The 13684-nt window shown below is 46.8% G+C and carries 13 protein-coding genes, 1 pseudogene and 1 riboswitch; of the genes and pseudogenes, 8 read left to right on the top strand and 6 right to left on the bottom strand.

Annotation, left to right across the window (positions count from 1 at the left end):
* The first annotated feature begins 180 nt into the window (after positions 1-180).
* Positions 181-636 (top strand): CBS domain-containing protein, encoded by a 456-nt coding sequence (locus AC3B4V_RS13270; RefSeq protein ID WP_133208459.1) that lies wholly within the window; start codon positions 181-183, stop codon positions 634-636.
* Positions 637-662: 26 nt separating this feature from the next.
* A pseudogene (locus tag AC3B4V_RS13265) lies at positions 663-1900 on the top strand (MFS transporter).
* A 50-nt stretch (positions 1901-1950) separates the two neighbouring features.
* On the opposite strand, the gene AC3B4V_RS13260 reads toward AC3B4V_RS13265, so the two are convergent.
* Complete coding sequence (locus AC3B4V_RS13260) at positions 1951-2376, bottom strand: DUF1801 domain-containing protein (protein ID WP_488378681.1); 426 nt, start codon at positions 2374-2376, stop codon at positions 1951-1953.
* Positions 2377-2461: 85 nt separating this feature from the next.
* On the opposite strand from AC3B4V_RS13260, the gene AC3B4V_RS13255 reads away from it, so the two are divergent.
* Positions 2462-2809 carry a hypothetical protein gene (locus AC3B4V_RS13255; RefSeq protein WP_488378680.1) on the top strand — a complete coding sequence of 116 codons (348 nt, stop codon included), beginning with the start codon at positions 2462-2464 and terminating at the stop codon, positions 2807-2809.
* 66 nt (positions 2810-2875) lie between these two features.
* Here the strand turns inward: AC3B4V_RS13255 and AC3B4V_RS13250 are convergent, their stop codons facing one another.
* Positions 2876-4048 (bottom strand): M20 family metallopeptidase, encoded by a 1173-nt coding sequence (locus tag AC3B4V_RS13250; RefSeq protein ID WP_488378679.1) that lies wholly within the window; start codon positions 4046-4048, stop codon positions 2876-2878.
* Positions 4049-4187: 139 nt separating this feature from the next.
* Positions 4188-5018 (bottom strand): SDR family oxidoreductase, encoded by an 831-nt coding sequence (locus AC3B4V_RS13245; RefSeq protein WP_488378678.1) that lies wholly within the window; start codon positions 5016-5018, stop codon positions 4188-4190.
* A gap of 135 nt (positions 5019-5153) precedes the next feature.
* On the opposite strand from AC3B4V_RS13245, the gene AC3B4V_RS13240 reads away from it, so the two are divergent.
* Both AC3B4V_RS13240 and htpG read left to right on the top strand, forming a co-directional pair.
* Positions 5154-6023 carry a PDZ domain-containing protein gene (locus AC3B4V_RS13240; protein ID WP_488378677.1) on the top strand — a complete coding sequence of 290 codons (870 nt, stop codon included), beginning with the start codon at positions 5154-5156 and terminating at the stop codon, positions 6021-6023.
* 83 nt (positions 6024-6106) lie between these two features.
* On the top strand, positions 6107-7969 hold the full coding sequence (htpG, locus tag AC3B4V_RS13235; protein ID WP_290714303.1) for a molecular chaperone HtpG: 1863 nt from the start codon (positions 6107-6109) through the stop codon (positions 7967-7969).
* A gap of 65 nt (positions 7970-8034) precedes the next feature.
* Here the strand turns inward: htpG and AC3B4V_RS13230 are convergent, their stop codons facing one another.
* The 3 genes from AC3B4V_RS13230 to AC3B4V_RS13220 all read right to left on the bottom strand — a co-directional run bounded on the left by AC3B4V_RS13230 (position 8035) and on the right by AC3B4V_RS13220 (position 11183).
* Positions 8035-9618 (bottom strand): Na+/H+ antiporter NhaC family protein, encoded by a 1584-nt coding sequence (locus AC3B4V_RS13230; RefSeq protein ID WP_214725178.1) that lies wholly within the window; start codon positions 9616-9618, stop codon positions 8035-8037.
* A 111-nt stretch (positions 9619-9729) separates the two neighbouring features.
* A riboswitch (Lysine riboswitch) is annotated at positions 9730-9908 on the bottom strand.
* Between the two features lie 92 nt (positions 9909-10000).
* The gene (locus AC3B4V_RS13225) at positions 10001-10738 is read right to left on the bottom strand and encodes a uracil-DNA glycosylase family protein (protein ID WP_347357177.1); all 738 of its coding nucleotides are present in this window, start codon (positions 10736-10738) and stop codon (positions 10001-10003) included.
* A gap of 124 nt (positions 10739-10862) precedes the next feature.
* On the bottom strand, positions 10863-11183 hold the full coding sequence (locus AC3B4V_RS13220) for a heme oxygenase (protein WP_023469797.1): 321 nt from the start codon (positions 11181-11183) through the stop codon (positions 10863-10865).
* An 89-nt stretch (positions 11184-11272) separates the two neighbouring features.
* Between AC3B4V_RS13220 and AC3B4V_RS13215 the strand changes: the two genes are divergently transcribed.
* Genes AC3B4V_RS13215 through AC3B4V_RS13205 form a run of 3 tightly spaced genes read left to right on the top strand, consistent with a single transcriptional unit; the run spans position 11273 to position 13629 of the window.
* Positions 11273-11932: a methyltransferase gene (locus AC3B4V_RS13215; protein WP_488378676.1), complete on the top strand. Its 660-nt coding sequence runs from the start codon at positions 11273-11275 to the stop codon at positions 11930-11932.
* A 9-nt stretch (positions 11933-11941) separates the two neighbouring features.
* Positions 11942-12826 carry an ABC transporter ATP-binding protein gene (locus AC3B4V_RS13210; protein ID WP_231884720.1) on the top strand — a complete coding sequence of 295 codons (885 nt, stop codon included), beginning with the start codon at positions 11942-11944 and terminating at the stop codon, positions 12824-12826.
* Complete coding sequence (locus AC3B4V_RS13205) at positions 12823-13629, top strand: ABC transporter permease subunit (RefSeq protein WP_064300737.1); 807 nt, start codon at positions 12823-12825, stop codon at positions 13627-13629. The genes AC3B4V_RS13210 and AC3B4V_RS13205 overlap by 4 nt, the downstream gene beginning before the upstream one ends.
* Positions 13630-13684 lie beyond the last annotated feature (55 nt).

Here is a 13684-nt window from a genome sequence, read left to right as displayed (position 1 = left end):
GGTATCTCCCCTTTCAAAAAAGTCTCTCTGTCCCTCATGATTACCCAATGTGGATAAGCTGTCAATGCGAAAAGCAGGAGGCTTGACAGAGTTGTAGTTGTATTATACAATCATTTTTGTTCTTTTAATTGTATCATACAACTTTTTCGTATGAGAAACGAACGACAAAGGAGAATTCAGATGAAAGCTTATGAGTCGATGAAACAAGAGGTCATCACGGTAAACGATACAGATCTGATTCGGACGGTCATCGAACGATTCATTCAATCTGGTATTAGCGGCGTTCCTGTCATCAATGCCGATCAGGAGGTCGTTGGGTATATCAGTGATGGAGATATCATGCGCGCGATTGGAAAACACAAGGACATCATCGTCGATACATTCTTATATGTAGATGTCATCAAAGGAGACGAAGAAGATTATGAAGACCGGATTCGTCATATCTTGAATCGACCTGTCATGGAACTGGCACGCCGAAAAGTCGTAACTGCGGACGCTGACACAGAAATGGAAGAGATTGCAGCAACGCTCGGCGCAAAACGGATCAAAAAGCTTCCAATCCTTAAAGCAGGACGGCTTGTTGGGATCATTAGTCGAGGCGACGTCATCCGCCATTCGTTTAAACAGTTCATGTAACACATCCAATAGAAAGAAGGGACACTATGGCACTTGCTGAAAAAACAACGACGCTTGAGCCGGAAACGGTATTAGCAGAGAGCAAACATGGATTATTCCATCAACCAGTTGCTGTCTGGGCAGTCTTTTTCGCCAGTATCACAGCATTCATGGGAATGGGGCTCGTCAATCCGGTCTTACCGACGATTGCCGAAAATTTAGAAGCGTCAAAAAGTGAAGTAACGCTCTTATTTACAAGTTATAACGCCGTCATGGCATTCGCGATGTTGATTACAGGCGCTATCTCATCACGGATTGGTCAAAAAGGAACGTTGATGCTCGGAATCGCCGTCATCGCAACCGTTGCTGGTTTTGCTTCACAAGCAGACAGCATCTGGACGCTCGTCGCGTTACGCGGTGGTTGGGGACTAGGGAACGCCTTATTCGTCGCAACTGCACTCGCTGCGATTGTTTCCTTATCGTCAGGCGGAACAGCCAAAGCGATCATTTTATATGAAGCAGCCGTTGGTCTTGGGATTTCGATTGGACCATTGTTAGGTGGAACGCTCGGTTCAATCACATGGCGCGCCCCGTTCATGGGTGTTGCGACAATCATGGTTATCGCGTTCCTCGTTTTGCTCTTCTTGATGCCAAAACCAGCAGCATCTGCTGCACCGAAACAGAAGTTATCGTTAAAAGCACCGTTCCAAGCGATGAAGCATCGTTCGCTCTTGACACTCGGAATCGTTGCAGCGCTTTATAACGTGGGGTTCTTTACGATCATGGCCTATGCGCCATTCGTCATGAAATTACCAGCGCAAGGACTCGGATTCGTCTTCCTCGGCTGGGGAATGTTGCTTGCGATCACATCGGTCTTAACGGCTCCGAAACTGAAACAATGGTTCGGAACAATCAAAGCGATGGTCATGATGTTGATCACATTCGCAATCTTGCTTCTATTAATGGGGATCTTCACGGAAACACCAGCCGTCGTCATCGTCTGTGTCATCTTGGCGGGAGCCGTGCTTGGGAATAACAACACGCTCATCACGACAGCTGTCATGGACGCAGCACCTGTCGAACGTTCGACAGCATCTGCGGCATACAGTTTCCTACGTTTTCTCGGGGCAGCCATCGCGCCATTCATGGCCGGGAAATTGGCTGAAATCTTCAACGCAAACCTACCATTTATGTCGGAAGTGGCTTTGTCCTCTTATCCGTCATCATCATCGGGGTCAATCTCAAACACATCCGCCATATCGATCGGACGGAAGGCGGACATTAATTTCAAAAAAACAGCCGGAGCGAATCTGCTTCGGCTGTTTTTGATTGAAATCAAGAAGGGTACATGTCTCGTAACGTGCGGATCGAGTGCTCAATCATTTCCCGAAGAACGTCTAAATCGATGTCAGTCAGTCGTTTTACGTAGAGACAGGACTTACCGCGTCGATACGTACCGAGACTAGCAAGCAGTCGTTCCGATACATCGTCTTCACCAAGCGCGAGGTAAAGGACGAGGTTCGTCTTGCGCGGAGAAAACCCCACATAAAAGCTGTCGCCCTCGCGACCGGAGGCATAGCGGTAATGGTAGGAACCAAAACCAATCAAGGAAGACCCCCAAATGACGGCTTCGAATCCCGTGACATTTTCGAAGAACTGACGTAACGTGATACCATCTGCTTGACGTAGTGGCGGTTCGACTTGTGCCAAAAAGGCATCAACGGACTGTTTGGTAGGACCTGTCTTTGGCGTATCAGACATAAGCAGGCTCCTTTCGGATGAAGAAGATATCGGTTACTTTCGAGAAAAGAAAGCGAAAATCCTTGTACATAAAGGAGGAAATCGAATGAAGCATCGCATCGTGTTTCGAGGAGAAGAAGACAGTATATCGTGGGACATCTTACACGTATATCCAAAGCAAGAGGAACTAACGATTCAGATGACGGGACAAGATAGTGCACACGAGTTTTCAGTTACATTTAATCAATATGATGCGTTCATCCGTAACTTTGCTCGCGTCCATGAGTCGTTACACGGTGAAGTCGTATTCGAACAGGGCGTGATACGTCTCCGCTTACGTTATGACCGGCTTGGTCGTGTCTTCATCAGTTGGTCTGACGGACAAACGAGTCACCAGTTTCGCAGTGATCAAAGTTATTTAAGTGAGGCGTTGGCACAGTTTGGTGTGTACTAAACTAAACACAGTAAAAGTAAAAGGGACGACTTTGGGTATTGCACCCGAATGTCGTCCCTTTTTTGTTTAGTATGATGAAAGTGGTTGGTGTAGCGGTGAGTTGATCAAGTTAAAGCAAAACGCAATCGTTTGTTCATATTCGGATAACAGAATCGATTCATCGACTTGATGTGCGAGACGGAAATCATGGAAAGAAGCGATCGCGATTGGAAAGGCTTTTTTTGCTTGGCTGAACATCGCACCATCCGTTCCACCTGGAATCGCGATTTTTCGTGGTGTCACGCCGCTGACCTGCTCCATCGTATCTGCGACCTGCTGCAAGAAAGGCGCTTGTTCATCGGTTTCACAGGAAGGAATATCCTTGATGACGGTTACGCTCATATCAAAGTCAGGATCTTCTGCAACAAGTCGACGCTCGATATCCGTAAAGGCAGCAAGAACGTCCGCTCGACCGAATCCCGGAATCGTCCGGATGTCCATATAAAACGAAGCCTGACTCGGAACGACGTTTGGTCCTTCGCCTCCTGAAATCGAGGTGATCGACGCAACGACCGGACCAAGTGCCGAGTGATGATTCGTCGTGATCGAAAAACGCTCCGACTTCACTTCTTGGATGATGCGATATACGTCATCAATCGCATTACGTCCGAGTTGCGGGGCAGAGCTGTGTGCACTTTTCCCGCGACATGTCACTTCGATCCCGACGACCCCTTTTTGTGCATAACCGATCATCCCACTCGTCGGTTCTGTGATCAGTAGAGCATCTAAATCATCCGCATGCCCTTGTTCCGTCAAATGACGAGCTCCTGTCATGCCATTCTCTTCATCGGATGTAATCAGAAGTTTGACGGTATTCGGACGGTTTTGACGTTCCTTGTATTGAATGAGCGCTTGCACCATCGCCATGACACCTGATTTCATATCCGAAGCCCCACGACCATAAATGCGTCCGTCTTCGATTTCACCACCGTATGGATCTTTCGTCCAGCCGTCTCCTTGCACAGGAACCGTATCGAGATGACCAGATAGCCCGAGTACGGAAGGGTGTGAAACCTCTTCACTCGCAGGAACGGTCGCAACAAGACAAATCCGTTTAGGTGAGACTTCGATCCATTCTGTCGAGATGTGATGATCAATTAGTACATCGTACACATAACGTGCAACGGCTTCCTCTCCGTCCGTCGGGTTGACGCTTGGAATTTGAAGACACCGTTGTAAGTAAGTAATTGCTGTTTGCATAAGTATTTCCCCCTTTACCTATCCTGTACCCTGATAAAAATACTTCAGGGAGGTAAACGAATTCGGAAAATAATTTACGGAGCTGAACGTCTTGAGATAAAAGAAAACGGTGCAACCAGAGGGTTACACCGTACCTTGCTCATTCACTTTTTTCTGCTTCGTCTTTCCACTTCGAATCAATCAACATCTCTCCCGGCCATGTATAAGCCATGATGCCACCGTCTGCTGTGATATCTTCACCTGTGACATATGAGCTGTCGTCAGAAGCGAGGAAGAGAGCGACCGTTGCCATCTCGCGTGGTTTACCGAGTCGTCCGAGTGGCGTAATCCAAGCGTTCGCATCGCGGAACTGTTTGCCTTGCTCTTTTTCTTTTTCACCGACAAGTGTATCGATGAGTGGTGTTTCGATTGTTCCTGGTGATAACGAATTGACACGAATGCCATGACGCGCATAATCGATTGCCATCGCGCGCGTGAAGTTCGCAATCCCACCTTTCGCTGCGTTATAACCGGATCGGTTCAAGTCAGCTGCGCGACCAGACATCGATGACGTATTGATGATTGAACCACCGTTATCAAGCATGAGTGGAATCAAGAATTTACTGACGAGGAATGTACCGCGCAAGTCGACCGCGATGATCCGGTCGAAGAGATCGATTGGATACTCGTGGACTTTCCCGCCTTGTTCATCGATTCCGGCATTGTTGAAGAGGATGTCGATCGTACCGTATGTCTCTTTGACGTGCTTCGCAAGTTGCTCGACACTCTCGACGTCTGAGACATCGACATGGACGGCTTCCGCTTTCCCACCTTGTTGTGTAATCTGTTCTACTGTTTGTTGTGCTTTTTTAAGTGAGACATCGGCACAGACGACCGTTGCTCCCTGTTCTGCGAAGACAAGTGCAGTCGCTTGTCCAATCCCTGTTGCCGAGCCGGTAATGACAGCTACTTTTTGATCGAGTCTACCCATTGTTAAATCCCTCCTAAGTCGTATCGTTCACCTTATGAAACATTCCCGGAGAAATGGAGATTAAACCCATCGATGCGTCTAGTAATAGAGGATAGGGGGTACATCTACAACAGCACAATCGCTGTATAGAGGGAGATGAGAACGCTGACATTCGATCAATGGCAACTTGCCAAAAAATTATTACACGAAGCCGTCCAGTACCAAATGACACTCGAGAAGAGTGCATTCGCAAGTGAATTGATCGACCAAACGACACCGGTCCTCTGGTTTGGTGATGCGACACGTAGCAGTTGGGTGACGATCGCGACGAACCCATCTCGATCGCAGTTTTTAGACCGAACAGGTACATTGCGATTTGACGAGCATGGTCCGCTTTTCATACGTCCACAATCTATGACATGGAATGCGTATTTACAAGAAGAGACATTGACGGAATCGATCCGACGCTTCAATCGTTACTTCAAACAACCAAATGTGTACCGGACCTGGTTCGGTCGACCAGGTGGCGGTAAGCTCGAAGGATTCTTGAACGGACTCGGTGCGTCGTTTTACGAGAAGACGCTTGATCCGGTCATTCACTTGGATTTTTTCCCGTTTCCGACACACCACTACATGGGAGCGATCAAAGAACGCAGCGTGTTGGAAGATAGTCCATTCGGTCAGACATTTTTGTTACGCCTGCTTGAACTGTTTTCGATAAAAGGAATCATCCTGCTCGGTAAGGAACACACGGAACGATTTGCGAAGCTCGAACCAGATATCGATTGGACAACCTATCGACCAACGGATTATCCGGACGCGATTTTTCAAGTTGGCTTATCGTCACGATTTCAGGTACCCGTCGTCGGACTCCACTTCAAACCGAGTGAGCAGTTCATCGGTCTCGGTAATCGAAAGGATGAAAACGGCGTTAGCCATGGCACCTACGGGTCAGCAGAACACTTACGTCAAATTGGAATGATTGTCCTTGAAAAAGTTACGACATACAGTGCAAAAGGAGATTGACAGATATTTCGAACTCCCTAATAATAGGAGGTGAATTAGCACTCTATATGATTGAGTGCTAAAAAAGGGGAGGCAGAATGAGCATGGAAACGAAACAATTTAAGGCGGAATCAAAACGATTGCTGGAGATGATGATTCATTCCATCTATACGCATAAGGAGATTTTCCTGCGCGAATTGATCTCGAATGCAAGTGACGCCATGGATAAGATGTACTATAAAGCATTGACTGACGAGACGATTTCGTTCGAAAAGGAACACTACAAAATTACGATCGAACCAAATAAAGAAGCGCGTCAACTCATCATTCGTGATACGGGAATCGGAATGACGAAGGAAGAACTAGAAGACAATCTCGGTACGATCGCAAAAAGTGGATCGCTTGCCTTCAAGGCAGAGAATGAAGCACAAGATGGTCATGATATCATCGGACAATTCGGTGTCGGATTCTATTCTGCCTTCATGGTCGCAGACGTCGTCACTGTCGTTACGAAACCGTTCGGCAGTGCAGTCGCTTATAAATGGGAATCGCGCGGTGTCGAAGGTTATACGATCGAGGAAATCGACAAGGAAACCGTCGGAACGGAGATTACACTCCACATCAAGGCGAACGAGGAAGAAGAATCGTATGACGAATACCTCGAGACGTATCGCTTGCGCAGTATCATCAAAAAATACTCAGATTTCATTCGTTATCCGATAGAGATGAAGGAACTCGAACGTCAGCCGATCGAAGGCAGTGACGAGACGGAAGAGGTCGAAGTCGTCAAGACGATCAACAGCATGGTGCCGATCTGGCGGAAGAACAAACGGGAACTGACAGACGAAGACTATACGAACTTCTACCAAGAGAAGCGGTATGGTTTCGACACACCGGCGAAACACATTCATATCAGTGTCGACGGCGCTGTTCGTTATCAATCGATCTTATTCATTCCGGAGCAAGCGCCGTACGATTATTATTCGAAGGAATTTGAAAAGGGTCTTGAACTCTATGCCAACGGTGTCTTGATCATGGAAAAATGCAGCGACTTGTTGCCGGATCACTTCAGTTTCGTCAAAGGGATGGTCGACTCGGAAGACTTATCGCTCAACATCTCGCGTGAGTTACTGCAGCACGATCGTCAATTGAAATTGATCGCGAAAAACATCCAAAGTAAGATCAAGACACAACTCGAAGCACTTCTGCGCGAGGATCGTACGAAGTACGAAACGTTCTATCAAGCGTTCGGACGTCAGCTGAAGTTCGGTATGTATAATGATTACGGCATGCATAAAGAACAGGTGCAGGACCTCGTCCTCTTCTACTCAGCCAAGGAGAAGAAGTTGATCACACTCGCAGAATACGTCGCAGCGATGCCGGAAGATCAGGCACATATCTATTACGCTGCTGGTGAGAGTACGAATCGTCTGGATAAATTACCACAATCCGAGCTCGTTCGTGATAAAGGGTATGATATCTTGTACTTCACGGAAGAGATCGATGAGTTCGCGATTCAGATGCTCGTGACGTATAACGAGAAGACGTTCAAGTCGGTCACAAGCAGCGATTTAGGGATTGAAGCAGCAGAAGCGGAGACGACGGACGCACAAGCAGAGATGTTCCAAGCTATGCAGGAAGTGCTAAGTGGACAAGTCAAGGAAGTCAAAGCCTCAACGCGTCTCAAATCGCATCCCGTCTGTTTTGCGACGGACGGCGCCGTCTCGATCGAGATGGAGAAAATCCTGAAGGCGATGCCGAATAACGAAGGGGTAGAAGCGGTCAAGATTCTTGAATTGAATCCGTCACACGCAGTGTTCCACTCTCTTGAAACGGCATATCAAAACGATCGTTCGAAATTCGAGCGCTATACAAAACTGATGTATCAACAAGCATTGCTTGTCGAAGGGCTTCCACTCGAGGATCCAGTAGCGTTCGCGAATGATGTGTGTTTATTGATGGTATGAAACGAATAGATGTAAAAAAGGCATTGGATGCGCGCATCCAATGCCTTTTCTCGTACAGTGTTACATTAATCTGTTTGTAAATCAGAAGCAGTTTCACCTTTTTTTGAGAGAACGTTCAAAACGACGACAAAGAGTACGAATGTAACTAAGGCTCCGATGAAACCGAAGACTGAAGACTCGGTGAAACCGATGACTAAATAACCGACTGCCGCAGTAACAGCACCGACTAGCGCATACGGTAACTGTGTCGTAACGTGATCGATGTGATGGGATCCAGCCCCTGTCGAACTTAGGATTGTCGTATCGGAAATCGGTGAACAATGGTCACCGAAGACAGATCCAGCAAGAACAGCAGCAAGCGTCGGTAACAAGAGTGAGGCATCAACAGCCATGACGAGATCCGCACCGATTGGCAACATGATTCCGAATGTGCCCCAACTTGTTCCTGTTGAGAATGCCATCAAGCCGGCAATCAAGAATAATAAGAATGGCAAGTACGAAGCAGAAATCGAGTTGCTGACGAAGCTCGCGAGATAGTCACCGGTTTTCATATCACCGATGACAGCGATGATCGTCCAAGCGAATAACAGAATCACGACTGCTGGCCACATCGAACGCATACCAGCGACAATACTTGCACGGTAATCGCGGCCCGGAATTTTCCGACCGATAAGCATCAGGAAGGCAACGATCAAACTAATGACGACACCTGCGACGAGGGAACGGGTGACGTCCGTTGCCTCAAATGCACCGATTAAAGTAAACGGGCGGTTGTCGGCTGCAAGTGCCTGAGCACCTGTTCCGAGTAACGCACTGATCGTAGCAATGACGAGAACGACGATTGGAACGACGAGATCCCGGACTTTTCCGTTCGTATGTTCGTTGACCTCTTTTGCCATTCCCATCGGTGTTCCTTTTGACGCATCAAAAAGTTCACCATTCGCGGCACGGCGTTCATGCTGTTTCATCGGTCCAACAGAGACGCCAGAGTAAGCGATGTAAAGTGTTAAAAGTAATGCGAAAATCGCATAGAAGTTCATTGGAACGATCATCATAAAGGCACTAAACGCTGAGTAATCCGTAATCGAGTGCGTCGTTAAGATACCGGCGATGATAGAGATGATGAATGCGCCCCAACTCGAAAGCGGACTGATGACACAAACAGGCGCAGCTGTTGAGTCAATCAAATAGGCAAGCTTCGCACGTGAGACACCACGGCGATCCGTTAACGGACGACTGACGTTGCCGACAGCGAGACTATTGAAGTAATCATCGATGAAAATTAGGATACCGAGTCCAAAGGCAACTAAGCGTGCACCACGCGCTGTCTTGACGTGCGTAGAAGCCCATTCACCGAAAGCGCGAGCGCCACCTGATGTCTGAATCAATGTGGAAAGGACGCCGAGCAATAACAAGAAAACAAGCAATAAGACGTTCCACTCGTTTAAGGCACCGTCCGCCCAAAAGAGGCTGAAGATATTCTTGCCGAGATAGGTTACCGTATCGATCGGGTTAAAACGGTGGAGTAACAGGGCACCGACGAGAATGCCGACACCTAACGAAAGAACGACCTTTCGGGTAAAGATGGCTAATAAGATAGCTAGTAAAGCAGGTACAAGGGCAATAATGGAATCTGAATAGTTGACCATGAAAAATATCCTCCTCTTTAATAAATGGCTTAAAGATGAGACCCCGCGGCACAAAAAAAGCAAGGGCACCGGCAACAAAGCCGACACCCTCGCTGGATGCGTCTTTCTTAGCCGAATTGGAGCGCTCCATACAATTGTTATGTATGGCAATCGATCGGGTGTTTCCCGAATCGACCAACGACGATATGCTCGACACATACTGTCATTTCGGCGATGTCACCTTTCCTGTAGTCGTCTTCGTTGTCATCCTCGGACCAAGTACTGATTGAAATCGCGCCTCTACCTCATCGATAGAATAGTCATATTCTGTTCTTATGGACACTTTATCATGTATTTCAGAAGCGATTCAACCATATATTCTGATAATTTAAGATAAAGTTGTTTATTCAGCAAAATGTTGAATGAGCTGTTTCATCAAATAGGCTTGGTTTTCCTCGAATTGTTTTTTTCGATGACCGTTCGCGCCAGATGGGTGAGGGAAGCCGGAAAGAAGCTGATGCTGTTCGATTCGTCCATCATGAATCAATCCACGGACTTGCGTCTCGACGACCCGACCGAGTGGAATCAATAACGCTGGTTTTTGTAACTGATTGATCTCAGCGACGAAGTGTTCTTCCGCGTAATGTTTTAACAAAGGACTACGACTAATTTTCGGTTGATGACCCGAGTAATTCTTTTCGCGATAAAAGACGGGTTGCTTTAACAGTGACGTTGGATGCAATAATTTCTGATGTTGATGGAATAAGCTAGTAGCCGTCTCAATTCCGAGTAATGCTGGAAGCTCGAGTGTATCAAGCATCTGGACGAGATTACGTCGCATCGTTCCAGCAAAGCTTGCTGTATATTTGACGAGGCGTGCCGTCTCTTCTAATGAAACACCATGATGGAGGGCATCCGTCGCTTCTTCGAAAGCGATTCGCATCTGTTCAAAACCTGGTGTGATCCCGATGATGACGACTTTTGCTTCAGTATTGACATATTCGCCAATCGGAGAGTAATAGACGGTCAGCTCGTTCTCCTGTTGCAATAAAAAATCGTCCGTCCATAATTCATCACGTCGTAACGTACGATCGTCAGGTAAGCTACGAATGGCTTGTTCAAATATAGTTAATGAATTCATGAAGGACCCTCTCTCTCTGTAATGGCACTATGATAACAAATAATACCATTTGTGACAATTCGACCCTTTCACTATTTGTGTATAGGTATATAAAAAAGGACTCGATACGAGTCCTTTTCGTGCATCATGCGCGTTCTTTGACCGAAGCGACTTCATATGTCAGAATCTCGCTGCCGAGCATTGGCGATTCTCCTGCCTCACTACTCGCAGGTCGACTATGTGACGCTTTGAAATCGTCACTCTCCCGCCACGCTTGAAAACTCTTCATATCTTCCCAGTACATGTTGACGTTCATTTCATCGTGTTCTTCGATGTTTTGCGTCAATAAGACCTCAACACGGATGAATCCGTCCATCGTATCAAGTCCACTTGGACGCGTAAAACGAGGAGCGAGAGCTGCAGCCATCCCTTTTTTGACTTTAATCCGGTTCGTAACGACGATCATCATAAAATCCCCTTTCAAAAAACGAGTAACGTACTTCTTTAGTATAGTACGATGAGGGAAAGAATGCCGGAAAGAAGGAACAAAAGACGATGAATGAACAGGAATATGATCAACGATTACGAATTGAGACCATTGAGATGCAACACCTTTATGGTGTGTTTAGTCACTACAATCGCTATGAACCGACGCCTTATGCGGCACTCAGCGAATTATGCGAAACCTATCCGTTTCAAAAAGAGGATACTGTCATCGATTTCGGGTGTGGGAAAGGGCGTTTAAACTTTTACTTACACGATCGTTTTGACTGTTCCGTCATCGGAATCGAGATGAACGGACAATTTTACGAGGACGCACTTCGGAATATGGCGAACTACCAAGGTCGACGGAAGCGGCGTTCCGGAAGTTTGCGATTCGAACAGACGTATGCCGAGCAGTATACCATTCCGGATGAGGCGAATAAGTTTTATTTCTTTAATCCATTCTCTTCACAAATTTTCATGAAAGTGATCGATCACATTTTAAGTTCGGTCGAACGTTCCCCGCGTTCGGTTGATCTCATCTTGTATTACCCGACCGATGAATACCGGGAGTACTTGGAGCGCCATACCTTATTCGAGCAAATCGATGAGATTCGATTACGAGACCTCTATGAAAAAAATCATGACGAGCGGTTCGTCATCTATCGCTTTGATCCGAACAAACTGCTTCAAAACGGGTATGAATACAGTGAGGAAAGAAATAAAAGATAGGGAGGTCGGATGATGATCCGTTTGGAGCATGTGACGAAGGAATTTGCGCCGGGGCGTGGGATATTCGATGTCAGTTTTACAGTTGATCCGGGTACGATATTCGGTTTCATCGGACCAAACGGATCTGGAAAATCAACGACACTCCGACATTTGATGGGACTACTGGCGGCGGATGGTGGAAAGGCGACGATCGGTGGTTTTGATTGCTGGAATCAAAGTAAAGAAGTGAAGAAATTGGTCGGTTATTTGCCAGGGGAGATTAGTTTACCTGGAGACATGACGGGAGCAGACATGCTGGATTTGATGCAACGACTACACGGTAGCGATCCGGCACGGCGACAACTGTTGTTGAAACGATTTCCTTTTGAGACGAAGACGAAAATCCGCAAGATGTCAAAAGGGATGAAACAAAAATTGGCACTTGTCGGTTGCTTCATGAAGGATGCACCCGTCTATCTACTTGATGAGCCGACCAGTGGACTCGATCCTTTGATGCAAGAGCGTTTTTTAGAGTGGATCGAACAGGAGAAGCATGCTGGAAAAGCGATTCTAATGAGTTCACACCATTTTCCGGAGATGGAAAAATCGTGCGATCGAGCGGCTTTAATCAAAACAGGGCGCATCATCGTCGAATCGGATATTCATGAGTTGGTTCGATCGAGTCGAAAGACGTACACGATCGTCTTCCGAACGGAGGTGGAAGCAGCACAGTTCGCGATGCAAGTCGGTGTTGAACCGAAGCGGACAGAAGTCAGTTTTCAAACGGATGAGACGCTAAGCTTGAATCAGGCGATCGCTTATTTAACGCAGTACGATGTACGGCTGATTCGTCCGTCAGCAGATGATTTAGAACAGGTCTTCTTGCATTATTATGGAGAGGAGGAATCGTCGTGATATTGCTGATCCGCTCTTTATTCAAGCAGGTTAGAAAGCCCGTGCTTGCTTATGCGATTGGAACGAGTCTCTACTTATTGATGCTTGCGTTGCTTTATCCATCGATGATGAAGACCGGTTTACTAGAAGCAAAACTAGAAGCGTTACCTCCGGAAGTCTTAAAAGCATTTCAATACGATAAGGTGACAGGGTTCGAGAATGTACTGGATCTGCTCGGGGGAAACTATTATGGACTGATTTTTCAAGTCATTGCGAGTCTATTCTTGCTCTCATTAGCAGCGCGACTCGTTGCGCGACCAATCGACAATGGAGAGCTGATCGTCTATCTAGCAGCCCCGATCACCCGGAATGCGTATACGTTTGCTGTTGCGATCGTCATGGGTATCGCAAGTATGGTTCTCGTAGGACTGAATGGACTTGTCTTGATGGTATCCGACTGGTGGATGACAGATATTTCGATCAATGACGTCATCTTATGGCGGATTCAACTCAATGCGCTATTGTTACTCTTCGCGATCGGTGCCTTTACGCTATTCGTTGCGACGTTATTTGACGAAGAACGTCGTGCTTTTTCGCTTGCTGGTAGTGTGCTTGTCCTATCGATCGTCTTGACGATTCTGTCGGAACTAAGTGACAAGACGGAGTGGCTCCGTTATCTATCCGTCTTCTCCTTATTCAATACGACGCAATTACTAGAAGGAACGGATCATTTTCTTCTTCATTCCATTCTTTTACTTGTCCTCTGTCTTGTGTTCTTGACTGGAGCAGTTGTTCAATTCGGACGTCGGAGTCTGTCGATTTGATCAAAAGTGGCGCAAAAACTTTACAGAAAGTGAACATTTAGGATTTGAACGTTGC

It is taken from the genome of Exiguobacterium sp. E17S (genome assembly GCF_057772545.1).
Note: the sequence above shows the minus strand (reverse complement) of the source record. Positions and strands in the feature narration are given on the sequence as shown.

Bases quoted from the DNA above. Each gene is read 5' to 3' on its own strand.
- AC3B4V_RS13270 (WP_133208459.1), top strand. From the start codon at position 181: ATGAAAGCTTATGAGTCGATGAAACAAGAGGTCATCACGGTAAACGAT.
- AC3B4V_RS13260 (WP_488378681.1), bottom strand. From the start codon at position 2,376: ATGTCTGATACGCCAAAGACAGGTCCTACCAAACAGTCCGTTGATGCC.
- AC3B4V_RS13255 (WP_488378680.1), top strand. From the start codon at position 2,462: ATGAAGCATCGCATCGTGTTTCGAGGAGAAGAAGACAGTATATCGTGG.
- AC3B4V_RS13250 (WP_488378679.1), bottom strand. From the start codon at position 4,048: ATGCAAACAGCAATTACTTACTTACAACGGTGTCTTCAAATTCCAAGC.
- AC3B4V_RS13245 (WP_488378678.1), bottom strand. From the start codon at position 5,018: ATGGGTAGACTCGATCAAAAAGTAGCTGTCATTACCGGCTCGGCAACA.
- AC3B4V_RS13240 (WP_488378677.1), top strand. From the start codon at position 5,154: ATGAGAACGCTGACATTCGATCAATGGCAACTTGCCAAAAAATTATTA.
- htpG (WP_290714303.1), top strand. From the start codon at position 6,107: ATGGAAACGAAACAATTTAAGGCGGAATCAAAACGATTGCTGGAGATG.
- AC3B4V_RS13230 (WP_214725178.1), bottom strand. From the start codon at position 9,618: ATGGTCAACTATTCAGATTCCATTATTGCCCTTGTACCTGCTTTACTA.
- AC3B4V_RS13225 (WP_347357177.1), bottom strand. From the start codon at position 10,738: ATGAATTCATTAACTATATTTGAACAAGCCATTCGTAGCTTACCTGAC.
- AC3B4V_RS13220 (WP_023469797.1), bottom strand. From the start codon at position 11,183: ATGATCGTCGTTACGAACCGGATTAAAGTCAAAAAAGGGATGGCTGCA.
- AC3B4V_RS13215 (WP_488378676.1), top strand. From the start codon at position 11,273: ATGAATGAACAGGAATATGATCAACGATTACGAATTGAGACCATTGAG.
- AC3B4V_RS13210 (WP_231884720.1), top strand. From the start codon at position 11,942: ATGATGATCCGTTTGGAGCATGTGACGAAGGAATTTGCGCCGGGGCGT.